The sequence below is a fragment of the Pseudomonas sp. IT-P258 genome (assembly GCF_949767825.1).
GTDB lineage: Bacteria > Pseudomonadota > Gammaproteobacteria > Pseudomonadales > Pseudomonadaceae > Aquipseudomonas > Aquipseudomonas monachiensis.
In genome coordinates, this window is sequence record NZ_CATKPU010000016.1 from 58,406 (window position 1) to 81,581 (window position 23,176).

Sequence of the window (23,176 nt, forward strand, 5' to 3'; positions counted from 1 at the left end):
GCCTTCACGGTCTCGGGCAGGTCGGAATAAAGCGATGCCAGGTTTTCGTCCCACGGATGGGAATAGACCCTTTGTGTGTTGGTACGAAGGTACCAATGCTTTCTGCCTGAACAGATTAGAGACACGACCATGCATAACGTCGTCATCAGCGGCACCGGCCTGTACACCCCGGCCAACAGCATCTCCAACGAAGAGCTGGTGCAGTCTTTCAATACTTACGTCGCGCAATTCAACGCCGACAACGCCGACGCTATCGCGCGCGGCGAAGTGGAAGCATTGACCGAGTCCAGCGCCGCGTTCATCGAAAAAGCTTCCGGCATCAAGAGCCGCTTTGTCATGGACAAGAAAGGCATCCTCGACCCGCAACGCATGGCCCCGCGCCTGCCGGAGCGTTCCAACGACGAGTGGTCGGTGCTTTGCCAAATGGCTATCGGCGCTGCCGAACAAGCCTTGCAGCGTGCCGGCAAGACCGCCGCGGACATCGACGGCGTGATCGTCGCCTGTTCCAACCTGCAACGTGCCTACCCGGCCATTGCCATCGAAGTCCAGGAAGCGCTGGGCATCCAGGGTTTCGGTTTCGACATGAACGTGGCGTGCTCGTCCGCAACCTTCGGTATCCAGACTGCCGCCAACAGCGTTCAACTGGGCCAGGCCCGGGCAGTCCTGATGGTCAACCCGGAAGTCTGCACCGGCCACTTGAACTTCCGTGACCGCGACAGCCACTTCATCTTCGGTGACGCTGCCACTGCGGTGATCATCGAGCGTGCCGACCTGGCGACGTCCAGGTACCAGTTCGATATCGTCAGTACCAAGCTGCTGACCAAGTTCTCCAACAACATCCGCAACAACTTCGGCTTCCTCAACCGCGCGGCGGAAGAGGGCATCGGCGCCAAGGATAAGCTGTTCGTGCAGGAAGGCCGTAAGGTGTTCAAGGAAGTCTGCCCGCTGGTTGCCGAGCTGATCAGTGAGCATCTGCAAGAGAACCAGCTCAACGTCAGCGACGTGAAGCGTTTCTGGCTGCACCAGGCCAACCTCAGCATGAACCACCTGATCGTCAAGAAACTGCTGGGTCGCGACGCCACCGAACAGGAAGCGCCGGTGATTCTCGACACCTACGCCAACACCAGTTCCGCCGGTTCCGTGATTGCGTTCCACAAGAATCAGGACGATCTGGCCGCCGGTTCGCTGGCCGTGCTCAGTTCGTTCGGTGCCGGTTATTCGATTGGTAGCGTGTTGCTGCGCAAGCGCTGAGTCTGCGGCTTAAAAAGATCGCAGCCTGCGGCAGCTCCTACGGGACTGGATTTCAACGTGATATCGCGGTGAATCCGCTCTGTGTAGGAGCTGCCGAAGGCTGCGATTTTTTTGCGGGAGAGAAAACAGTCTCGCGTTGATGCATCGGAGGATGATGGGGACCGACACATCAACAGCCAGGCTGTAAAAGGGGCCCGGGCTTCCTTGCCCGAGTCGTGTAGCGGGGTGAATCAGAACTTGGCTTCGGCATCCAGTTGCAGGGTGTTGATGTCCGAATCCTTCTTGTTGATGTTGGCGTTGGTCTGGTCCGAGGTCGCCATGAAGTAGGTCGCGCCCAGGGCAAAGTTCTTGTCCAGGTCGTAGCTCACTTTCAGCTTGCTGCCGCGCGAACCGGTGTAGCCGTTGGCGAAGTCGGAGTCGGTGAAGGCACCCACCACAGCGTTACGCTGCACGTCGCGGTAGTTGTAGTCCACGTTGAAGCCGTAGAGCTTGGACTTCACGCCGGCCAGCCAGCCGGTGTCCTGGTCGTTGCTGGCATCGGTGTTGTTGACGTACTGACCGTAGATCGACAGCGGTACTGGCAGGTTGCTGAAGTCCAGCTGACCAAAGCCTTCGTACAGTTTGAACTGCTCGCCCGGGCTGTTGCCGTTGACGGCCAGTGCGCATGGCGCGGTGACGGTACCCGAGGTAGGGCAAGCGCTGCTGTCGTCGTTGTCATAGGCGTAGAGACTGCCGCCCAAGGTCATTTTCATGCTGTCGGTGATGGCGAAGCGCGCACCCAACTGGCCGGCGTACAGACGCAGGTCGTGCTTGAACTGCACGCCTTCGCCGTCGACGTTGTCCTTGAGGGTGTAGTGACCGGCGCTACCGAACAGCTCGGTGCTGCCGCTCAGTGGGTATTTGTAGGTGACGGCCAGACCTTCCGGGTTGATGTCGCTATCCCAGATGATGTCGCCCATGCTCACCCATTGTTGCGGCATCTTGCCGCCAACCAGGTGCAGGTTCTTGATCGCGTCCGGGTGGTAGTCGATGTAACCCTGGTCCAGCCAGATCTGCTTCTTGTCGAAGTAGTTGTTCAGGTCCTGGTTGGTCGAGCGAGCGTCGTCGTTGCTGCCGGTGGCGATACGGATACCGGTGTCGACCTGCGGGTTGATTTCGCTGTAGGCACCCAGGCGGGCACGAATGCGCTGACGGTCCTGGTCCTTGTTGTTTGGCACGCCATCGTTGTGCACGGTTTCTTGACGGAAGCGTACGTCACCCTTGAACTGGGTCTTTGCCGCCCATGCAAGCTTCTGGTCGAAAGCGCTCAGTGTGTCGGTTTTCTTCGCGGTGGCCGCGATTTGCTCGTTGGTCTCTTGCTGAGCCTGACGGGCGATCTGCTGGTCTTTCTGATCCCTGGCCAGCTCGGCTTGCAGTTCGCTGTACTGCGCGTTGGTGATCGAGCCGTTAGCCTTGAGCATGTCGAGCAGTTTGGCGTCGACTGCGGCACTGGCCGGAACACTCATGGCCAGCAACAGGCCACCGCACAAGGCCGCCGCAGTTTTCATGGAAGCAAGACGCATATCAATCTCCGAAGATGAGAGGGGATGACAGAGCCATCCGGGACACAACCGACCGTAAGGGGCGGAAAACAGTGGCCGGGTATAACCCGACGCTCTAAAAACAGGCGCCAGTATCGCGATGGTTTATTACAGACCGGTGGCAATGTGATGTCATGTCGGTGACGATACAAAGTCGCCGTGAACTATTGAGTTAGAACACTGCCGTCGTTTTGCCCGTGTGCATTGCAGAGCGATAGGCGATACTCGCGGGGCTTTCACGCCATGAAGAGTGAGGATGGTGATGCCGTTGCAACGCCTGCAAAAACTGTCAGAAATCGCCCCGCAGACGTGGGACGCACTGGTGCCCGAGACTCAGCCTTTTCTGCGTCACGCTTTTTTGAGTGCACTGGAAGACAGCGGCAGCGTCGGACCCCATACAGGCTGGCAGCCCGAGCATTTATTGCACGTCGAAGGAGATCGACTGATCGCCGCGCTGCCTGGTTACCGCAAGTGGCATTCCTACGGCGAGTACGTGTTCGATCACGCCTGGGCCGATGCCTGTGAACGTGCCGGCATCGACTACTATCCCAAACTGTTGAGCGCGGTGCCGTTCAGTCCCGTCACGGGACCACGGCTGTTGGCGGCCACGGTCGAAGACGGTTTCGAGTTGTTGAAAAGCCTGCCGGGCTACCTTGAGCTTGAAGGGCTCTCCAGCGCCCACATCAACTTCACCGATCTGTTCACCGACGCGGCACTGAGCGAGCAACCGGGCTGGCTGCAGCGCGTTGGCTGTCAATACCACTGGCAGAATCGCGGCTACCGGGATTTCCAGGACTTCCTCGATGTGCTCAGTTCACGCAAGCGTAAACAGATGCGCAAGGAGCGCGAACAGGTGGCGGGGCAGGGCTTCGATTTCGAATGGCTCGAAGGTCGGGAACTGAGCCAGGCGCAATGGGATTTCGTTTATGCCTGCTACGCCAATACTTACGCAGTGCGCCGGCAAGCGCCGTATCTGACCCGGGAGTTTTTCAGCCTGTTGGCCGAACGCATGCCGGAGTCGATTCGCGTTGTATTGGCCAGGCAAGGTTCACGGCCGGTGGCGATGGCGTTCAGTCTGGTGGGGGGCGACAGCTTTTATGGGCGTTACTGGGGATGCCTGGCGGAGTTCGATCGCCTGCATTTCGAGACCTGTTTCTACCAAGGCATGGACTATGCCATTGCCAACGGTTTCCAGCGTTTTGATGCCGGTGCCCAGGGCGAGCACAAGTTGATTCGCGGATTCGAGCCAGTCATTACCCATTCCTGGCACTACTTGCGACATCCGGGATTGAAAGCGGCGGTGAAAGACTTTCTGGAGCAGGAACGCCTGGGAGTGCTGGCTTATGCAGAGGATGCGAAGTCAGCCTTGCCTTATCGACAAGGCTGATCTTCAGCGTTTCAGCTTTCTTCCTTGCCCAGCCAGCGATACAGCACGCCGCCGGCCACTGCGCCGAGTAGCGGTGCGACCCAGAACATCCACAGTTGTTGAATCGCCCAGCCGCCGACGATCAATGCCGGGCCGGTGCTGCGCGCCGGGTTGACCGAGGTGTTGGTGACCGGGATCGAGATCAGGTGGATCAGCGTCAGCCCCAGGCCAATGGCAATCGGCGCCAGTCCTGCCGGTGCACGCTTGTCGGTGGCGCCGAGGATGATCAGGATGAACATCGCGGTCATCACCAGTTCACAGACAAACCCTGCCGCCATCGAGTAGCCGCCAGGGGAGTGTTCGCCGTAGCCGTTGGACGCCAGGCCTCCCGCCAGTTCGAAACCGGGTTTGCCGCTGGCAATGAAGTACAGCAGGGCGGCGGCAATCACGCCGCCGATGACCTGGGCAATGATGTAGGCCGGCAATTCCCTGGCCGGAAATCGCCCACCCACCACCAGGCCGAGAGATACCGCGGGATTGAGATGACAGCCGGAAATATGGCCGATGGCGAAAGCCATGGTCAGCACGGTCAGGCCAAACGCGAAGGACACCCCGAGCAGGCCGATCCCCACCTCCGGAAAAGCCGCGGCCAACACCGCGCTGCCGCAACCACCCAACACCAGCCAGAACGTACCTACCAACTCAGTCGCCGAACGTTTTAACAGAGACATAAGAGAGTGCCCTTTCGAGATTATGCTGCCTTGAGCATCCAGCCGATGGACTGCAGAACCATCTCCAGAACGTTGGAGTGAGTACAGCACGGTTTTTTCATAATTCCAGCAGGCATAAAAAACCGCCAGGCCCCGTTGTTGACGGGGCCTGGCGGATATCTGTGATCGATCTGCTTCACTGGGGGACCCTGTGGGAGCGAGCTTGCTCGCGATAGCGGTGGACCAGGCAACATTGCTGTCGACTGACACTCCGTCTTCGCGAGCAAGCCCGCTCCCACAGGTTTTGTGGCCGCCGCAATACTCAATCGATCCCGACAAAACCACCGGTCTGGTGTTGCCACAACCGCGCATACAACCCGCCATGGGCGAGCAGTTCGGCGTGGGTTCCGGTTTCGGCGATCTTGCCGTTTTCCAGCACCACCAGCCGGTCCATCCGGGCGATGGTCGAGAGCCGGTGAGCGATGGCTATCACGGTTTTGCCCTGCATCAGGGTTTCGAGGCTTTCCTGGATCGCTGCTTCGACTTCCGAGTCCAGTGCCGAGGTGGCCTCGTCCATGATCAGGATCGGCGCGTCCTTGAGCAGTACCCGGGCGATGGCGATGCGCTGGCGCTGGCCGCCGGAGAGTTTCACCCCGCGCTCACCGACGTGGGCATCGAAACCGGTGCGGCCTTCACCGTCCGACAGTGATGGAATGAAACCGTCGGCCCGGGCCTTGTGCACCGCTTCCCAGAGTTGCGCGTCAGTGGCGTCGGGTTTGCCGTACAGCAGGTTGTCGCGGATCGAGCGGTGCAGCAGCGAGGTGTCCTGGGTGATCATGCCGATGCGTTCGCGCAGGCTTTCCTGGCTGACGTCGGCGATGTTCTGGCCGTCGATCAGGATGCGTCCACCTTCAACGTCGTACAGGCGCAGCAGCAGGTTCACCAGGGTCGATTTGCCGGCGCCGGACGGGCCGATCAGGCCGATTTTCTCGCCAGCCTTGATGGTCAGGTTGAGGTCGCCGATGATCCCGCTCTGCTTGCCGTAGTGGAAATCCACCTGTTCGAAGCGCACTTCGCCACGGGCCACCGCCAGGGGTTTGGCCTGGTCGCGGTCAGTGATGCCGACCGGTTGCGAGATGGTCTGCAGACCGTCCTGCACCATGCCGATGTTTTCGAAGATGCCGGTCACCACCCACATGATCCAGCCGGACATGTTGACGATGCGGATCACCAGGCCGGTGGCCAGGGCAATCGCCCCGACGCTGATCAACGACTGTGTCCACAACCACAGGGCCAGGCCGGTGGTGCAGACGATCAGCAAGCCGTTCATGCTGGTGATGACCACGTCCATGCTGGTGACCACGCGGCCGGCCAGTTGCGCTTTTTCGGTCTGCTCCTTGATGGCTTCGCGGGCGTATTGCTGTTCGAAGTTGGTGTGGGCGAACAGTTTCAGGGTGGTGATGTTGGTGTAGCCGTCGACAATCCGCCCCATGAGTTTGGAGCGCGCATCGGACGCCACCACCGAGCGATCCTTGACCCGTGGCACGAAATAGCAAAGGGCGGCGATGAAGGCGAAGATCCATGTCAGCAGCGGGATCATCAGGCGCCAGTCGGCTTCGGCGAACAGCACCAGGGAACTGATGGCGTAGATCAGCACATGCCACAACGCATCCACCGCCTGCACGGCGGAATCGCGCAGTGAGTTGCCGGTTTGCATGATGCGTTGGGCGATGCGCCCGGCGAAGTCGTTCTGGAAGAAATTCAGGCTCTGCTTGAGCACGTAGCTGTGGTTTTGCCAGCGGATCATGCTGGTCATGCTGGGACTCAGGGTCTGGTGCACCAGCAGGTCATGCAGGCCGACAAATATGGGGCGCAGCACCAGCGCAACCACCACCATCCAGGTCAGTTCGAGGGCATGATCCTGGAACAGACTGACGTTTGGCGTGCCTTGGGCCAGGTCGATGATGCGGCTCAGGTAGCTGAACAGCGCCACCTCGATCAAAGCACCAATCAGGCCGACGATCAGCAGGGCGGCGAAGCTCGGCCAGACCTGCTTGAGGTAATAAGTGTAGAAAGGGAAAACCCGGTCCGGCGGAGACGCCGTCGGTGCTTCACGGAAAACATCGATCAGTTTTTCAAAGCGGCGATAAAGCATTGGTTGTTCACCCGCGAACGGGCTCTCCTTTTAACGTGTTGAGCGTTGCCGGCAGACACCGGCAACGGCTCGGACATCCTTGTCCAGCTTAGTCTCAGTCGATGCGCTTGGCCGACTTGATGAACACCGGGTCCGCCGGCACGTCTTTCATGCCGCCACGGGCGGTGGTTGGCGAGTTGACGATGATGTCCACTACGTCCATGCCTTTGACCACTTTGCCGAACACCGCGTAGCCGTCGCCCTGGTCAAGGAAGTCGTTGTCCTTGACGTTGATGAAGAACTGGCTGGTGGCCGAGTCAGGCACCGACGTACGGGCCATGGACAAGGTGCCGCGCACGTTATGCAGGCCGTTCTTCGATTCGTTCTTGATCGGTGCGTTGGTGTCTTTTTGCTGCATCTGTTGAGTGAATCCGCCGCCCTGGACCATGAAGCCCGGGATCACCCGGTGGAAAATCGTGTTGTTGTAGAAGCCTTTGTCGACGTACTCAAGAAAATTCTTGGTACTGATCGGGGCCTTGACCGCGTCCAGTTCGATTTCGATCTGGCCGTTGGTGGTGTCCAGCAGCACATGCGGTGCCTTTTCCGGCGTCGCGGCCATCAGGTTGGCGGCAAACAGGACGGAGCCTGCGGCGAGGGCGATTTTTTTCAGCATGGGTCAGTGATCCTGAGTGGTGGTATCGACTGCGGTCAGAAACTCCAGCAGTGTTTGGTTGAAGTGTTCCGGCTGGTCCAGCGGCGTGGCGTGGCGTGAATCGGCGATCACCACCAGCCGCGCGTCGGGCAGCAGTTTTACGTAGTTTTCCTTCAGCGCCACCGGCGTGTAGTCACGGTCGGCGCTGACGATGAGGGTTGGACAGGTGACCTTCGAAAGTCGTTCCTGAACCCCCCAGCCGACAATGGCGTTGAAGCTGGCGAGATAAGCATGTTTGTCGTTTTTTGCCCAGCGCTCGGCCATTTTTTGTCGCAAGTCGGCCTGCTCGGGTTTCGGGAACAGCTTGCCGCCCAGCGCCTTGCCGATGGTACCCAGGCTAAGGGCGCGCATCAGGCTCCAGCGCTTGAACCACTGCCAGTAATCGTCGCGGCTGCGCAGTTTGACCTCTGGCGCGCTGTTGACGATGCATAGGCTTTTGAGCAGTTGTGGCTGATCCACGCCCAGTTGGAAGCCGATCATGCCGCCCATGGACAGGCCGACATAATGTGCCGGACCGAGATTGAGGTGTTCGATCAATGCAATCAGGTCGGCGCTGAATCCGGCAATGCTGTAGCGCTCCCGGGGTTTGTCCGAACGGCCGTGACCGCGCACATCCGGGACGATCACCCGGTAGCGGGTGGCCAGTGTCGGGATCTGTTTTTCCCAGTCCAGGGTGCTGGAGCCCAGGCCATGGACCAGCAGCAGCGGCGTGCCGTGGCCATATTCCTCATAGTGCAGGTTGCAACCTTCGTGTTCGAAATAGGCCATGCATACACTCCGTGTCAGGCTTGTTCGGGGGCGGCGAACGGTGCGTCCAGTGGTGCGGTGTCAAAGGTACGCAGCAGTTCGATGAGAATCTGCGTGGCCGGCCCCAGCGGTTTGTCCTTGTTCGAATACAGGTAGAAGCTCGGGTTACGGCTGCCGCCCTGATCCAACGGTAGCAGCTTGAGCGTGCCTTCCTTGAGTTCCCGTTCGATCATGTGCCTGGGCAGCCAGGCAAAACCCAGGCCGCTGCTGACGAAGGTCGCGGCGGTGGCCAGGCTGCCGACGGTCCAGCGCTGTTCGGCGCCGAGCCAGCCGACGTCCCGCGGTTGCTGGCGGCCTGAGTCGCGGATCACCACCTGCATCTGGCTTTCCAGGTCCTGGAAGCTCAGTTCGCGGTTGAGGCGGTGCAAGGGATGCTCCGGGTGGGCGACTGCGACGAACTCGACGTCGCTCAATTCCGCGCCCAGGTAACCGGGAATACTGAAGCCCGTGATGGCCAGGTCGGCCACGCCTTCGAGCAAGACTTCCTCCACCCCCGACAGCACTTCCTCACGCAGGCGCACCCGGCAGCCACGGCTTTGCGGCATGAACGCGGTCAAGGCGCGGACGAGGCGGGCGCTTGGGTAGGCGGCATCGACCACCAGGCGCACTTCGGCTTCCCAACCCTGCTCCATGTGATGGGCCAGGTCTTCGAGCTGGCTGGCCTGTTTCACCAGTTGCCGGGAGCGGCGCAACAACACCCCGCCGGCTTCGGTCAGTACGGCTTTGCGTCCGTCGATGCGCAGCAACGGCACGCCAAGTTGATCCTGCATGCGGGCCACGGTGTAGCTGACTGACGATTGCGAGCGATGCAGCGCCTCGGCGGCCTGGGCGAAACCACCGTGATCGACCACGGCCTGCAGCGTTCGCCATTGATCAAGGGTCACGCGGGGCGCTTTCATGTTGAGCTCCTCTTGTCCTAAGCTGGCAGCCCTTACTGGAGGCTGCCGAATGAAAAAAATCTGTTGTGTGCTGCTGGCGCTGCTGCCGCTGACAGCGTTTGCTTATCCGATTGATGTGCAGAAGAACCTCAACGGAATGAAGATAGACTTTGAAACCTTCGACACCGACAGCGATATCGGCTCCATCCGGGTCGCCAACTACGGCGACGTCGATGCGAGCTGCAAGGCGGTTTTCAGCAATGGCCCGGAAGCCCCCCGCACTCGCAAGATCGATGTACCGGCCGGCAAACACAAAAACGCCACGGCCAAATTCAGCCGCAACATCATCAAATTGCGCATCGAGCTGACCTGCACCCCGAAATGACGCCTGGCTCTTCTGTGGGAGCGAGCCCGCTCTCACAGGGTATGCAGAGCTTATAAACGAATTTCTTGATGTGTTATAGCAGTTATTTGCGCTTTTTCATCGATATGACTCTGTTTAACCTTCACTCCATCGACCTACCGCATTCTCAGATGGAGGCTACATCCCATGTCCCGCGTTCTGATCATCGAAAGCAGTGCCCGTCAGCAAGACTCGGTTTCCCGCCAGTTGACCCAAACCTTCATCAGCCAGTGGAAAGCCGCTCACCCGAATGACCAGATCACCGTCCGGGACCTGGCCGTCAAGCCCGTGCCGCACCTGGACATCAACCTGCTGGGTGGCTGGATGAAGCCCGCCGAGCAGCGCAGCGACATCGAGCAGGCGTCCCTGGAGCGTTCCAACCAGTTGACCGATGAATTGCTCGCTGCCGACGTACTGGTCATGGCCGCGCCCATGTACAACTTTGCGATCCCCAGCACCCTGAAAGCCTGGCTCGACCATGTGCTGCGTGCCGGCGTGACCTTCAAGTACACCGAGACCGGTCCGCAAGGCCTGCTCAGCGGCAAGCGTGCCTATGTGTTGACGGCTCGCGGCGGCATCTATGCCGGCAGCACCGCCGATCACCAGGAACCGTACCTGCGCCAGGTCATGGGCTTCATCGGCATCCACGACGTGACGTTCATCCACGCCGAAGGCATGAACCTGGGCGGCGACTTCCAGGAGAAAGGCCTGAACCAGGCGAACGCCAAGCTTTCGCAAGTGGCCTGACGGTTAATCGCCAGATAATCGCTGGATGGTCTAGTGACCTGGCGCAACCCTTCAAGCCTGTACGCGCATCGAACCTCCCTTCGCACTGGTTGCTCCTGAGTGCCCTGGCCCGATTGAACGCTTTAGCGAGATCGGGCTTTTTTTTGCCTGCGATCTGACGAACACCTGCAAAACCCTGTGGGAGCGAGCTTGCTCGCGATTGCGGTGTGTCAGACAAGGTGTTGTCGACTGACACTCAGTCATCGCGAGCAAGCTCGCTCCCACAAGGAATTTGTATTATTTGGGTGTTCGCGATCAGCAGCAAAAACCGCTATCGTCGCCGCCATTCGAAATGAGGCGAGCATGGGCTATCTACTTTTTGTCACGCTGATCCAGGCGTTTTCCTTCAGTTTGATCGGCGAATACCTGGCCGGTCATGTCGACAGTTACTTCGCCGTGCTGGTACGCGTGTTGCTGGCGGGGCTGGTGTTCATCCCGCTGACCCGCTGGCGTTCGGTGGAGCCGGCATTCATGCGCGGCATGCTGTTGATCGGCGCGTTGCAGTTCGGCGTGACCTATGTCTGCCTGTACCTGAGCTTTCGCGTACTGACGGTGCCGGAAGTGTTGCTGTTCACCATCCTCACGCCGCTGCACGTGACCCTGATCGAGGATGCGCTCAATCGTCGTTTCAATCCATGGGCCCTGGTCGCGGCTCTGGTGGCGGTGGCGGGGGCGGCGGTGATTCGCTTTGACCGGATCAACCCGGACTTCTTCATGGGCTTCCTGTTGCTGCAACTGGCCAACTTCACCTTCGCTGCCGGGCAGGTGCTCTACAAACATCTGGTCGCGCGTCATCCGAGCGATCTGCCGCATTACCGTCGCTTCGGCTTCTTCTACCTCGGTGCTCTGGCGGTGGTGTTGCCGGCGTTTCTGTTGTTCGGCAAACAGGACTTCCTGCCTGAAGCACCGTTGCAATGGGGCGTGCTGCTGTTCCTCGGACTGGTCTCGACCGCTTTGGGTCTTTACTGGTGGAACAAGGGGGCGTGTCTGGTCAGCGGCGGGACCCTGGCGGTGATGAACAACCTGCATGTGCCAGTGGGGCTGCTGATCAATCTGCTCATCTGGAATCAGCACGAAGAACTGGGGCGGTTGTTGCTCGGCGGTTCGGTGATTTTGCTGGCGGTGTGGATCAGTCGGTTGGGCGTACGCCAGCCTGTGGCCATTCACTAAACCCTGGGTAACCCTATACCTCTGTGGGAGCGAGCTTGCTCGCGATAGCGGTGGATCAGGCAACATCTTCGTCGACTGACACTCCGCTTTCGCGAGCAAGCCCGCTCCCACAATAGATTGCGCGATCTTCGAAAATCACTTCGGCGCCAGTTGCCCCACCAGAAACTCGATAAACGCCCGGGTCTTCTGTGGCACCCGCCGCGCCGACGAATACACCGCATTGATGGTGATCGCCGGGGCCTGCCATTCACACAGCACTGGCACCACTCGCCCGGCCGCCAGCGCATCCTCGACGATGAAGTCGGGCAGCAGGGCGATGCCCATGCCGGCTTCGGCGGCCTGGGCGAGCAGGTCGCCGTTGTTGGCGTGGAGTGGGCCGGTGACGTTCACCCGTTGGGTTTCCTTGCCATTGCACAGTTGCAGGCTGACACCGCTCTGCAGATACCCGTAGTTCAGGCATTGATGGGCGCGCAGATCCTGCGGAGTCTGCGGAACGCCCGCGCGCTCGAGATAAGCCGGGGATGCCACCATGATGCGTGGTGCGGGTGCCAGTTGCCGGGCGATCATCGTCGAGTCGGGCATGCTGGCGATACGGATGGTCACGTCAAACCCGCCCCGCACCGGGTCGACCTGCTGGTCGCTGAGCACCAGTTGCAACTCGATGTTCGGGTGCTGTTCGTGAAACAGCGGAATCAATGGCCCCAGCCGCCGAAGACCGAACGACATCGGCGCATTGACCCGCAACACACCGCGTAACTCACCGATGCCGTCACGGGCGCGTTGCTCGGCCTCGTCCAATGCCGCCAACACCTCCCGTGCAGCATCGAAATACTCGGCCCCGGCTTCGGTCAGGTGCAGGCTGCGGGTGGTGCGTTGCAGCAATTGCACACCGATGGCTTCTTCCAGCGCCTGAATCTGTTTGCTGACTTTCGAGCGCGGCACATCCATGGCCCGGGCGGCTGCGGCGAAGCCGTTCTCGCCGACCGTGACGACGAAGGCGCGCATGCATTCGATGCGATCCATATTGTCCCTTTTTTAGAATCAATGTTTCTCGATTTTAGGTAATTGTCCCTTTTATCGCCAGCCCCTAAAGTGACATCCAAGCCGACAACAACGCCGCAGAAGGCACGGTCGACTACCCCCTCACCCATTCGAAGTATCGACATCAAAAGGAACGCGCCATGTCTATTCGTGAACTGCTCAACCCAACCAACTCCGCCCTGATCCTGATCGACCACCAGCCGCAAATGGCTTTCGGCGTGCAGTCCATCGACCGTCAGACCCTGAAGAACAACACCGTGGGCCTGGCCAAGGCGGCGAAGATCTTCAACGTGCCGACCATCTACACCTCGGTCGAAACCGAAAGCTTCAGCGGTTACATCTGGCCCGAATTGCTGGCTGTGCACCCGGATCAAAAGCCGATCGAACGCACTTCGATGAACTCCTGGGAAGACAAGGCACTGGTAGACGCGGTGAAAGCCACCGGTCGCAAGAAGCTGATCATTGCCGCGCTGTGGACCGAGGTGTGCCTGACTTTTCCGGCATTGGAAGCCCTGGCTGAAGGCTATGAGGTGTACATCGTCACCGACGCCTCCGGCGGCACCAGCAAGGAAGCCCATGACATGTCGGTGCAACGGATGATTCAGGCCGGCGCGGTGCCGGTGACCTGGCAACAAGTGTTGCTCGAGTACCAGCGTGACTGGGCGCACAAGGATACTTACGAGGCGGTGATGGAACTGGTGCTGGAACACAGCGGCGCGTACGGCATGGGCGTGGATTACGCCTACACCATGGTGCACAAGGCACCGCAGCGGCAGGTGAAGTAACCCGCAAATTCTGAAAACGATGTAACCCTTGTGGGAGCGGGCTCTTGTGGCGAGGGAGCTTGCTCCCGCTCGGCTGCGCAGCAGTCGTAGTACCAGCCGACCGTGGTTGTCTGAAGGAACCGGACTGCAGTCATTGGGACAGCTTCGCTGTCCAGCGGGAGCAAGCTCCCTCGCCACACAAACCCCACATTTGTTTTTGTGGTGTTACACCCTGCGTTTTTCGGCTTCGGGAAGATGGCTCGCGCCCAGTACCGCCGGCAATATCCCCGCACGCAAATCCGATCCGCTCGGCTGCTGATACAGGTTCAACCCGAACTCCGGCAGCACCGCCAGCAGGTAGTCGAAAATATCCCCCTGGATCCGCTCGTAGTCGGCCCACGCCGTGGTGCCGGTGAAACAGTAGATTTCCAGCGGAATACCCTGGGCCGTGGTCTGCATCTGACGCACCATGCAGGTCATGTTCGGCTGGATCCCCGAATGACTCTTCAGGTAGGCCAGCGCATAGGCGCGGAAAGTGCCGATGTTGGTCATCCGCCGACGGTTGGCCGACATGGCCGCGACGTTGCCCTGGGCTTCGTTCCAGGCCTTGAGTTCGGCCTGTTTGCGGGTCATGTAGTCGGTGAGCAAGTGCACCTGGGACAGCTTCTGTTCTTCGTCGTCACGCAGAAAGCGTACGCCGCTGGCGTCGATGAACAGGCTGCGTTTGATTCGGCGGCCACCGGAAGCCTGCATGCCGCGCCAGTTCTTGAACGACTCCGACATCAGGCGCCAGGTCGGGATCGAGACAATGGTCTTGTCGAAGTTCTGCACCTTGACCGTGTGCAGCGTGATGTCTACCACATCGCCGTCGGCGCCCACCTGGGGCATCTCGATCCAGTCGCCGACCCGCAGCATGTCATTGCTGGTCAGTTGCACGCTGGCGACGAACGACAGCAGCGTGTCCTTGTAGACCAACAGGATCACCGCCGACATGGCGCCCAGGCCTGACAGTAGCAACAGCGGCGAGCGATCGATCAGTGTGGCGACGATGATGATCGCGCCAAACACGTACAGCACCATTTTCGCCAATTGCACATAGCCTTTGATCGAGCGGGTGCGGGCGTGCTCGGTGCGGGCGTAGATGTCCAGCAGGGCGTTGAGCAGGGCGCTGACCGCCAGCAGCAGAAACAGGAAGGTGAAGGACAGTGCGACGTTGCCGAGGAAATTCAGGCTGGTTTTGCTCAGGTCCGGCACCAGATTGAGGCCGAACTGGATCACCAGTGAAGGGGTGATCTGCGCCAGGCGATGGAACACCTTGTTCTGTAGGAAATCATTGACCCAGTGCAGGGCCGGCTGGCGGCTGAGCATTTTTGCCGCGTGCAGAATGAGGTAACGCGCCACCCGTCCGAGGAACAGCGCAATCGCCAATAGCAGCAACAGCGACAGGCTGGAGTGCACGAGCGGGTGCTGGTCGAGGGCACCCCAAAGGTCCAGGACGTTGGTCCAGAGCTGTTTGATATCCATGGTTGAAACGATTCTTCTATAAGGCGCGAGAGGGGATTAGAGCATTTAAGACGCTTTGTATTACGTTTCGGGAAAAATCAGGCAACAAAAAACCAACTGTTTACCGCCATTTGTATAAAGAAACTCGGCCTGAGCGCTCGAAACCGTTACCCTATGCAGCTGTTTTTTTGCATTTCTTCGAGGTAGCACCCGTGTTTTCCCAATTCGCCCTGCACGAACGCCTGCTCAAAGCCGTGGCCGAGCTGAAATTTGTCGAGCCAACGCCTGTGCAAGCCGCGGCCATCCCGCTGGCGCTCCAGGGGCGTGACCTGCGGGTGACGGCGCAAACCGGTAGCGGTAAAACCGCTGCATTCGTTTTGCCGATTCTCAACCGTCTGATCGGCCCGGCGAAAATCCGCGTCAGCATCAAGACCCTGATCCTGCTGCCGACCCGCGAACTGGCCCAGCAGACCTTGAAGGAAGTTGAACGCTTCTCGCAGTTCACCTTCATCAAGTCCGGCCTGATCACCGGCGGTGAAGACTTCAAGGTCCAGGCCGCCATGCTGCGCAAGGTACCCGACATTCTGATCGGTACCCCGGGCCGGATGATCGAGCAATTGAACGCCGGCAACCTCGACTTGAAAGAAGTTGAAGTGCTGGTGCTCGACGAAGCCGACCGTATGCTCGACATGGGCTTCGCCGACGACGTTCAGCGTCTGGTGGACGAGTGCACCAACCGTCAGCAGACCATGCTGTTCTCCGCCACCACCGGTGGTTCGGGCTTGCGCGAGATGATCGCCAAGGTCCTGAACAACCCTGAGCACTTGCAGCTCAACGCGGTCAGCCAGCTGAACGAAACCACTCGCCAGCAAATCATCACCGCTGACCACAACCAGCACAAAGAACAGATCGTCAACTGGTTGCTGGCCAACGAGACCTACCAGAAAGCCATCGTGTTCACCAACACCCGGGCCATGGCCGACCGCATCTACGGCCGCCTGGTGGCGCAGGAATACAAGGCGTTCGTGCTGCACGGCGAGAAAGACCAGAAGGATCGCAAGCTGGCGATCGACCGCCTGAAGCAGGGTGGCGTGAAAATCCTCGTGGCCACCGACGTCGCAGCCCGTGGTCTGGACGTGGACGGCCTGGACCTGGTGATCAACTTCGACATGCCGCGCAGCGGTGATGAGTACGTGCACCGTATCGGTCGTACCGGTCGCGCCGGCAACGATGGCTTGGCCATCTCGCTGATCTGCCACGGCGACTGGAACCTGATGTCGAGCATCGAGCGCTACCTCAAGCAGAGCTTCGAGCGCCGCACCATCAAGGAAGTCAAAGGCACCTACGGCGGACCGAAAAAGGTCAAGGCCTCGGGCAAGGCTGTTGGCGTGAAGAAGAAAAAGACCGACGCCAAGGGCGACAAGAAAAAAACTGCCGCCAAGACCCCGACCAAGCGCAAGAGCGCCAACCGGCCCAAGAGCGATTCCCTGGTCAGCAAGGACGGCATGGCCCCACTCAAGCGCCGCAAGCCGGAAGCACCGGCGGCTGAGTAAGTCGTTGTAGACGATCAGTGAAAAACCCGGACGGTGTCCGGGTTTTTTTATCCCTGGTGTTTTATCAGCCTTCGGCTTTCTTCTCGGCAGACTCCAGTTCCTTCAAGCGCTGGTCGATCAACTGGCACTTGTCCGGCAGGTCCTTGGCGGCAGTGCCCAGATCCATCTTCTGCAACTCATCATTGATCTCCTTGGCCTTGGTCGGATTTTGCTCGGTGAGCCTTGCCACTTCCCGGGCCAGTTGCTCGCGCTTGGCAGTGGCTTCGTCGGGGGTGCAGGCCCAGGCGGGCAGGGCGCAGGCGAGGGTGATAGCGAGGGTCAGCTTGCTCAGGGTTTTCATAAGCGTCCTCTGTTCCGGCAACGGCAGATATCCGGTTGAGGGGACAACGGCAAGAAAAGTTCAGCCGAGGTGGCGGATAAGTCTGGTATAGCGTGGCCAACAAAAAACCGGACAATGTCCGGTTTTTCTACACTCGGCAAAGTGATGAAAGAGTCGATCCCGTTTACTCAAGTCTCGATCACTTGACCGCAATGAATCCTCTTTCCATCGAGATATGCTTGTTTCCATATTTATGAAAAATCGGTACTACCCGTGCCGAGGCACTGCAGACTTTCTGTAACAGGTCGATGGGACGCTGGCCCATGGCAGCAATCTCCCACTCAGCGCCTTTCAAGAACGGCACGCCATAATGGAAGCTTCCAACTGTTGAGAAGCCGATCTCATGTAACGTTTTTTCGATGAGTTCCCTGGAGTGAAATACGTGTTTCGACCAGTTTTCAGGGCACCAGTTTTTCCACAGTTGCGCGCCAACAGCTTCCATGTTCGGCATCGAAAAAAGCAGCCTGCCGTTACTTTTCAAGGCGGAAAATGATTTCTCAAGCATAGGCCTTGGATCAATGAAATGTTCCAGGACACCCCAGTGAACGACGGTGTCGTATTGCTGATCGGGTGTCCAGTTGCATATGTCGGCGTTGAGGAAGTGGCCTGAGCATTGATTGATATCAAACAGCTCCTTGACTACTTTCAGGCCCTCATCTGAGAAATCGAGTGCCGTGACGTCTGCGCCCATCCATTTGTTCATGGCCAGGAGGCGTTTGTTTTCACCTCCACCGCCCAACTCCAGAACGCGAGTTCCCTCGATCGATCCAAGTCTGCCATGAATCAGTTTGGTGAAAAGGCCATTTTTGCCGTAATAAAAGTCTGAATGACTCAGGAGCGAAAGCGAGGATTGCGCAGGTGACCACACACCATCCCAATAGCTTTCATCCGTTACACTATTGTTTCTCTGTTGTTGCGACACATATTCACCAAGTGGGTAGTTAAAATCTGATGATTGGATTTTTTACTGGTGCGAAAAGTATCACTATATTTCTTTAATTTGTTATATCTGTAACATGCGGGTATATAAATATAAAGCAATGTTTTCTGTGTTTTTTTCGGATTAATCCTACATCTAATACTGTCAAACTAAGGTGTTCGTCGTATTCCAGACCGCAGCAACAGATGTATACATATGTAGCAGCAGTCGGCTGGAATTACCTTGGCTGGTCCTGTGAATTTGATGACTTGGCGACTTCCGGGCAGATTGAGCGTCTTCGCGAGCAGGCTGGATTTTGAACTGCACAAATCAATTTTGTGAGCAAACTTGCCCGCGAAGTCAGCGACTCGGTTTCAAGGCTAACCCCCATGGCAGCAACCAGGGTTAGCCTGTTCTTCGTACCGGTCGTGATGCCGCACCCACTCCATGATCTCGTCCTCGTTGCGGCCCTTGGGCGTCAGGTCGAGGTAGTTGTAGGCGCCGACCAGCATGTCCAGGCCCCGGGCATAGGTAGAGTAGGTATGGAAAATTTCTCCGGCGTCATTGCGATAAAACACGCTGAGACCGGGGAGTTCTTCTTCGGCGCCGTCGGTTTTTTCGTAGTTGTATGTAGCCTTCCCGGCGGCGACGTCTTCAGCTCGGGCGGTGACGCCAAAGTCGTAGTTGAAATCGCAGCCTTCGGACGACACCCAGTCGAACTTCCAGCCCATGCGCCGTTTGAAAGCCTGGAATTCGGCGAACGGTGCGTGGGAAACCACTACCACGGCCACGTCATGGTGGGCCAGGTGCTGGTTGGCGCCGTCGATGTGATCGCTCAGGTACGAGCAACCTGGGCAGCCTTCATCCCAGCCCTCGGCGAACATGAAGTGGTAGATCACCAACTGGCTGCGCCCCCCGAACAGGTCAGCCAGTTTCAGTTCGCCGTCGGGCCCCTGGAAATGGTAGTCCTTGTCGATTTTCACCCAGGGCAGGGCGCGGCGTTCGGCGCTGAGTCTGTCCCTTTCCTTGGTGAAGGCTTTTTCGTGGGCCAGGTGCTGTTTGCGGGCGGCGAGCCATTCTTCCCGCGATACGACGGGATGGTTCTGAATGTTCATGTTGTTTTCTCCTGCATGGGGCGGGGAGGTGACTTACACAGACTAGTCGTTTGGCTTGCGTGAATTTCGACATGCCGCCGGTCGGTCGTCTGCAAACGCCCGGCTGAACGGCGGGCGGGCGTACCGGTCACAACCTGTAAGGTCCGTGCAATTGCACGGGCATCAATCGAACGGGCACCGGAGGTTGAATCAGGATGACGACTTACAATTGGGACTTGATTGAGCGCTTGCTGCATGAAGTGCAAAACAGTGCGGGCCACAGTTTTACGCCGCGGCCTTACGCCGAACAGCATGCCGCGCAGAAGGCTGCGGAAGGTGAGCCGATTGAAAATCTTGATCACTTGAAAACGGTGGCTGGAGAATACGAAAAGTTACTGCTGGCGCGTGGCTATATCGAACCGCGACCGGAGGACGAAGGTGGTACGGGCACCAATTACATTCTGACGGCGCGGGGTTCGCGTTTGTTGAGCCTGATCGACAGCAGCATCCCTGGCAATGATCACCCGCGGCAGGTGCTGGACGAACAGGAGGATGCGCTGGATGAGGTGACGTTCGATGAGGTGGCGTCGAAGGCGCAGATTGCCTGATTGTTCTCATGCAATCCTGTGGAATCACCCTGTGGGAGCAGCTCGCTCCCACATTGGTCTTGTGTTGTCCTCAGCCTTGTTTCCCGGCTTTCAGGCACTTCAAGTCGCTGAAGTCTTTCCTCACACCCTCGATTTTTTTCAGCAACCGTGCGCGTTGGCTCGGCGTGCTTTCAGCCATCAGATCCACGAACAGTGAACGCGCCTGGGCTTCGGTGTTGGCAAAGGCCTGCCGATAGGCGGGTGTCCACAAGCTCTCACGATTGACCAGAAGTGTCTCGATGCGTTGTGGGAATTCGGGGCTCTGGCGTTGGGCAACAGCTGCACTGAACTGTTTCTGCCAATGGACGCGGTTGGCAAGCCACTGGGTGTTCTGCTCGCCCAGGGCCCTGGACCATGTGGCTACCCGTTGTTGCTGGGTAGTGTTCAGAGGCCCGAGCCAGTCGTTCAGGCGCTTCTCCATGCGCGCGCCGCGTTCCTTGATCTGCTGGTCGAGGGAAGGTTTGAGGTATTCCTGCTGGCGTTTGCGCTGGTCCTTGGCAAAGGCGTCGTTCATTTCGGCGACTTGCTTGTCATCCAGCCCTTTCAGCAACTCGATGGCCGACGGGGTGATTTCCCGCGCGGTCTCGGCGATCGCCTGTTCGGCTTCGTGGGCGCGGGCTTGCAAGGCTGCATCGGTGACCTGGTTGGTGGTGATCATGGTTTGCAGACGGTCCAGCCAGTCGAGGTAGCCGGGCAGTTGGGTGGTGCAGTGCCAGCTCAGGTGTTCCTTCAAGCGTTCGTCCAGCCAGCTTTTTTGCTCGCCGTTCATGTCCAGGTAGTCACTGAGCGTCCACGGGATGATCACATCGAGATTGCGGTAGGCCAGGCCCACGCGGCTGCACGCGCCGAGGGCAAGGGCAACTATCAGCATAAAGGCGATATGTTTGAACCAGCGGGACATGGGCGAGTCCTTGCGAAAGCCAGTCTTCGGTGTCTGATTCTCATGTGAACCCAAGAGGAGCCCGGCAGTTCAGCCGATCAATAGAACGCGTGTTCGGCCTTGAGCGTCACCAGCCCGTCGCACTGGTTGTTGTGCCCGGCATAGGCCGAGCAACCGCTGCCGCTCAGGTTGGAGTCACTGTAGATCAGGTTGAGGTCGATGCCCATGAACGGGCGGGACAATTTCAGCGACCAATCGGTAAAACTGCCTACATACCCGCCATCCACCGCCACTGGCGTATTGAATTGGTGGGTGGTGTATTTCAGGCTGATGCCTACACCGAAAGGTTGATTGCCGCTCAAGTCAGCGAACAGAGTGTTGTTCTGTTTGTCCGGGTCATTGCTGAAGGCGATACCGAATCGGCTGCCGAGCAAGGTCAGGCCACCGAACAGTTCCTGGCTGTCAGGGGTCGTGACTTCGGGGTAACTGTAGCGGATCAGGCCCACTTCGTAGCCGAGGGTTTGGTCGAAGGGTTGTTTAAAACCCATGTAGGAATCGATCTCGAGGTCTTTCCCCGGGCTGATCCCCACGCTGGGCGACCATTGGCCCACGTAGAAACCGCTGTCGTGGCTCAGGTCCAGGCCGCCGTGGAACGAACCGACGGCCGAGGGTTTGACCAGGCCCTGGGCCATGCTGCGGGTGGGGGTGGTGCCGAGCTTGAGGTCGAAGCCCCCCAGCTCACGCTGAAAGATTTGTGCGTGTGCCACGGAGCAGGCCAGCAGGCTGGCGAGCAATGCCGATAGATAGAAAGGTTTGAACATGCGTCACTCCATGAACAGCGAGGACAGGCTGGCGGGCCCGCTGAAACGCTTGATCCAGACGTGTGCAAGAATACCGGCGAATGATCGGCAATGAAGGCCGTTCGTCGATTTCCGAACGATTTGAAGGAGTGGCGGGGGGAATAACGAGGGTTCCAGTCCAAGCGCTTCGAAGCTCAAAGCGCTTTGGGACCAGGTGACGCGGGGGGGGATTACTTTTTGCCCAGGGTGATCTGCTTGGACGGGCCGAACGTCTGGCCGCTGACGCCTTTGGCAATTTGCTGGATTTCACCGCCGGACTTGAGGAACGCAGCGATCTGGCTGTTGATCGATTCGCTGGTTTCGACGGCTGGAGCTGGCTTTGCTTTGCTGGTGGATGCTTTTACGCGCATGGCGGCCATTAACCTGTAGAAAATTAACTTGGCCAGGCATCGTACAGGAATTACCTGATAATTGCTTGGCAAATATCCCCTCGGCATATTCTTGAGGGTGGGGTAATCAGTCACCGGACAATATCCGAAATATGCACCTAAGCCGCTGTTTTAACTAAAAACATTGCCCGAAAAAATATCGTGTTGCGCTTGCCTGGGCATGGCGTAAATGCCCGGAACGGCCTGACGAGCGGCCAGACGCGGGATGAAACCCCGGGAAAATTGAGGGTTTCAGAGGATTTTCTCGCGCCACCGGGCCGGCTGCCGAACGCAGCGCTTAAAACCGGGTAGAATGCCGCCCACGCAATGAGGGTATTGGACATGGCTTTAGTCGGGCGTTACAACAGTTTGCAAGTGGTTAAACACACTAACTTCGGTTTATATCTGGACGGTGGCGCGGATGGCGAAATCCTTCTGCCTAATCGTTATATTCCAAAAGATATTCCTACCGAAGATGAAGACTGGCTCAACGTTTTTATTTATCTGGACAGCGATGACAAACTCATCGCAACTACTGAAAAACCGAAAGTTCAAGTCGGTGAATTCGCCAGTTTGAAAGTTGTTGAAGTCAACAGCATCGGCGTATTCCTGGACTGGGGCTTGCCGAAAGACCTGTTGCTGCCGTTCTCCGAAGAGAAGCGCCAGATGACGGCGGGTGAGTATGTGGTAGTGCACGTCTATCTCGACAAGCACACCCGTCGCATCACCGCGACCGCGCGCCTGGACCGCTACCTGGACAAGACCCCGGCCAACTACACCGCGGGCCAGGAAGTGGATCTGCTGGTGGCCGAAGCCACGGACATGGGTTTCAAGGCCATCATCAACAACAAGCATTGGGGCCTGATCCACAAGAACGAAATCTTCAAGTTCATGCGCGCCGGTAAAGAAGAAAAGGGCTTCATCAAGGAAGTTCGCGCCGACGGCAAGATCAGCCTGAGCCTGCAACCGGTCGGCCAGGAAGCGGCCACCAGCCTGAACTCGAAGATCCTCGCCAAGTTGCGCGAAAACAACGGCAGCCTGGCGGTGAGCGACAAGAGCGATCCGGCATTGATCAGCAGTCTGTTCGGTGTCAGCAAGGGCAACTTCAAGAAGGCCATCGGTGCGTTGTACAAGAACGGCCAGATTGTCATTCATGCCGATCGTATCGAGCTCAGTTGACCCCACTCTGACGTGTAGGAGCTACCGAAGGCTGCGATCTTGATTTTTAGAGATCAAAAGATCGCAGCCTTCGGCAGCTCCTACAGGGGCATTTTCTGGCCTTCTGGTTAATAATCGACAACATGATTCATCGCCCCGGTGATTTCTTTTCAACGAGAAGGCCGGGGTTTTGCTTTTTTCTGCCGAGTCTTT

General features: G+C 58.5%; 23 protein-coding genes. 9 read left to right on the forward strand and 14 right to left on the reverse strand.

The genetic code is table 11. The features are described from left to right. Nucleotides 1–129 precede the first annotated feature (129 nt). A complete protein-coding gene (locus ACM6G4_RS05600) occupies nt 130–1,251 on the forward strand; it encodes a beta-ketoacyl-ACP synthase III (protein ID WP_414913229.1) in 1,122 nt (373 codons plus the stop codon). 230 nt (nt 1,252–1,481) lie between these two features. Here the strand turns inward: ACM6G4_RS05600 and ACM6G4_RS05605 are convergent, their stop codons facing one another. Next, nucleotides 1,482–2,813 carry a putative porin gene (locus ACM6G4_RS05605; RefSeq protein WP_056721383.1) on the reverse strand — a complete coding sequence of 444 codons (1,332 nt, stop codon included), beginning with the start codon at nt 2,811–2,813 and terminating at the stop codon, nt 1,482–1,484. A gap of 280 nt (nt 2,814–3,093) precedes the next feature. Here ACM6G4_RS05605 and ACM6G4_RS05610 point away from each other — a divergent pair, with 280 nt between their 5' ends. After that, nucleotides 3,094–4,218 (forward strand): GNAT family N-acetyltransferase, encoded by a 1,125-nt coding sequence (locus ACM6G4_RS05610; RefSeq protein ID WP_056722284.1) that lies wholly within the window; start codon nt 3,094–3,096, stop codon nt 4,216–4,218. Between the two features lie 11 nt (nt 4,219–4,229). Here ACM6G4_RS05610 and aqpZ read toward each other — a convergent pair whose 3' ends face one another. The 5 genes from aqpZ to ACM6G4_RS05635 all read right to left on the reverse strand — a co-directional run bounded on the left by aqpZ (nt 4,230) and on the right by ACM6G4_RS05635 (nt 9,459). After that, on the reverse strand, nt 4,230–4,928 hold the full coding sequence (gene aqpZ, locus ACM6G4_RS05615; RefSeq protein ID WP_056721385.1) for an aquaporin Z: 699 nt from the start codon (nt 4,926–4,928) through the stop codon (nt 4,230–4,232). 301 nt (nt 4,929–5,229) lie between these two features. Next, on the reverse strand, nt 5,230–7,062 hold the full coding sequence (locus ACM6G4_RS05620; protein WP_409079343.1) for an ABC transporter ATP-binding protein: 1,833 nt from the start codon (nt 7,060–7,062) through the stop codon (nt 5,230–5,232). 94 nt (nt 7,063–7,156) lie between these two features. Further along, nucleotides 7,157–7,714 carry a peptidylprolyl isomerase gene (locus tag ACM6G4_RS05625; protein ID WP_056721389.1) on the reverse strand — a complete coding sequence of 186 codons (558 nt, stop codon included), beginning with the start codon at nt 7,712–7,714 and terminating at the stop codon, nt 7,157–7,159. Between the two features lie 3 nt (nt 7,715–7,717). Next, on the reverse strand, nt 7,718–8,521 hold the full coding sequence (locus ACM6G4_RS05630; protein WP_056721391.1) for an alpha/beta fold hydrolase: 804 nt from the start codon (nt 8,519–8,521) through the stop codon (nt 7,718–7,720). Between the two features lie 14 nt (nt 8,522–8,535). Next, nucleotides 8,536–9,459: a LysR family transcriptional regulator gene (locus ACM6G4_RS05635; RefSeq protein WP_008018223.1), complete on the reverse strand. Its 924-nt coding sequence runs from the start codon at nt 9,457–9,459 to the stop codon at nt 8,536–8,538. Between the two features lie 49 nt (nt 9,460–9,508). On the opposite strand from ACM6G4_RS05635, the gene ACM6G4_RS05640 reads away from it, so the two are divergent. The 3 genes from ACM6G4_RS05640 (at nt 9,509) to ACM6G4_RS05650 (ending at nt 11,797) form a co-directional block, all read left to right on the forward strand. Beyond that, nucleotides 9,509–9,823, forward strand: coding sequence for a hypothetical protein (locus ACM6G4_RS05640; protein WP_056721393.1), 315 nt, complete (start codon nt 9,509–9,511; stop codon nt 9,821–9,823). Nucleotides 9,824–9,988: 165 nt separating this feature from the next. Continuing rightward, a complete protein-coding gene (locus ACM6G4_RS05645; RefSeq protein ID WP_046043697.1) occupies nt 9,989–10,588 on the forward strand; it encodes an FMN-dependent NADH-azoreductase in 600 nt (199 codons plus the stop codon). A gap of 342 nt (nt 10,589–10,930) precedes the next feature. Beyond that, the gene (locus ACM6G4_RS05650) at nt 10,931–11,797 is read left to right on the forward strand and encodes a carboxylate/amino acid/amine transporter (RefSeq protein ID WP_414913230.1); all 867 of its coding nucleotides are present in this window, start codon (nt 10,931–10,933) and stop codon (nt 11,795–11,797) included. A 135-nt stretch (nt 11,798–11,932) separates the two neighbouring features. On the opposite strand, the gene ACM6G4_RS05655 is transcribed toward ACM6G4_RS05650, so the two are convergent. Further along, nucleotides 11,933–12,820 (reverse strand): LysR substrate-binding domain-containing protein, encoded by an 888-nt coding sequence (locus tag ACM6G4_RS05655; RefSeq protein WP_414913231.1) that lies wholly within the window; start codon nt 12,818–12,820, stop codon nt 11,933–11,935. Between the two features lie 158 nt (nt 12,821–12,978). Here ACM6G4_RS05655 and ACM6G4_RS05660 point away from each other — a divergent pair, with 158 nt between their 5' ends. Continuing rightward, on the forward strand, nt 12,979–13,623 hold the full coding sequence (locus ACM6G4_RS05660) for a hydrolase (protein ID WP_008018228.1): 645 nt from the start codon (nt 12,979–12,981) through the stop codon (nt 13,621–13,623). Nucleotides 13,624–13,827: 204 nt separating this feature from the next. Here ACM6G4_RS05660 and ACM6G4_RS05665 read toward each other — a convergent pair whose 3' ends face one another. Beyond that, a complete protein-coding gene (locus ACM6G4_RS05665) occupies nt 13,828–15,126 on the reverse strand; it encodes a mechanosensitive ion channel family protein (RefSeq protein WP_414913232.1) in 1,299 nt (432 codons plus the stop codon). Between the two features lie 191 nt (nt 15,127–15,317). On the opposite strand from ACM6G4_RS05665, the gene ACM6G4_RS05670 reads away from it, so the two are divergent. Next, nucleotides 15,318–16,658, forward strand: a complete 1,341-nt coding sequence (locus tag ACM6G4_RS05670) for a DEAD/DEAH box helicase (protein WP_046043701.1) — start codon at nt 15,318–15,320, stop codon at nt 16,656–16,658. Nucleotides 16,659–16,722: 64 nt separating this feature from the next. Here ACM6G4_RS05670 and ACM6G4_RS05675 read toward each other — a convergent pair whose 3' ends face one another. From ACM6G4_RS05675 to ACM6G4_RS05685, 3 genes are all read right to left on the reverse strand, one after another. Next, complete coding sequence (locus ACM6G4_RS05675) at nt 16,723–16,998, reverse strand: hypothetical protein (protein ID WP_056721400.1); 276 nt, start codon at nt 16,996–16,998, stop codon at nt 16,723–16,725. Nucleotides 16,999–17,176: 178 nt separating this feature from the next. Next, nucleotides 17,177–17,959: a class I SAM-dependent methyltransferase gene (locus tag ACM6G4_RS05680; RefSeq protein WP_414913233.1), complete on the reverse strand. Its 783-nt coding sequence runs from the start codon at nt 17,957–17,959 to the stop codon at nt 17,177–17,179. Nucleotides 17,960–18,336: 377 nt separating this feature from the next. Then, nucleotides 18,337–19,071, reverse strand: coding sequence for a DUF899 domain-containing protein (locus tag ACM6G4_RS05685; RefSeq protein ID WP_414913234.1), 735 nt, complete (start codon nt 19,069–19,071; stop codon nt 18,337–18,339). Between the two features lie 194 nt (nt 19,072–19,265). Between ACM6G4_RS05685 and ACM6G4_RS05690 the strand changes: the two genes are divergently transcribed. Next, entirely contained in the window at nt 19,266–19,658 is a 393-nt protein-coding gene (locus tag ACM6G4_RS05690) for a transcriptional regulator (protein ID WP_409079345.1), read from the forward strand. Between the two features lie 70 nt (nt 19,659–19,728). On the opposite strand, the gene ACM6G4_RS05695 is transcribed toward ACM6G4_RS05690, so the two are convergent. The 3 genes from ACM6G4_RS05695 to ACM6G4_RS05705 all read right to left on the reverse strand — a co-directional run bounded on the left by ACM6G4_RS05695 (nt 19,729) and on the right by ACM6G4_RS05705 (nt 21,796). Next, nucleotides 19,729–20,598, reverse strand: a complete 870-nt coding sequence (locus ACM6G4_RS05695; protein WP_414913235.1) for a DUF6279 family lipoprotein — start codon at nt 20,596–20,598, stop codon at nt 19,729–19,731. A gap of 77 nt (nt 20,599–20,675) precedes the next feature. After that, the gene (locus tag ACM6G4_RS05700) at nt 20,676–21,398 is read right to left on the reverse strand and encodes a TorF family putative porin (RefSeq protein ID WP_414913236.1); all 723 of its coding nucleotides are present in this window, start codon (nt 21,396–21,398) and stop codon (nt 20,676–20,678) included. 209 nt (nt 21,399–21,607) lie between these two features. Continuing rightward, a complete protein-coding gene (locus ACM6G4_RS05705) occupies nt 21,608–21,796 on the reverse strand; it encodes a hypothetical protein (RefSeq protein WP_015096330.1) in 189 nt (62 codons plus the stop codon). A gap of 351 nt (nt 21,797–22,147) precedes the next feature. On the opposite strand from ACM6G4_RS05705, the gene ACM6G4_RS05710 reads away from it, so the two are divergent. Beyond that, nucleotides 22,148–22,984 (forward strand): S1 RNA-binding domain-containing protein, encoded by an 837-nt coding sequence (locus ACM6G4_RS05710; RefSeq protein ID WP_056721413.1) that lies wholly within the window; start codon nt 22,148–22,150, stop codon nt 22,982–22,984. The last annotated feature ends 192 nt before the right edge of the window (nt 22,985–23,176 follow it).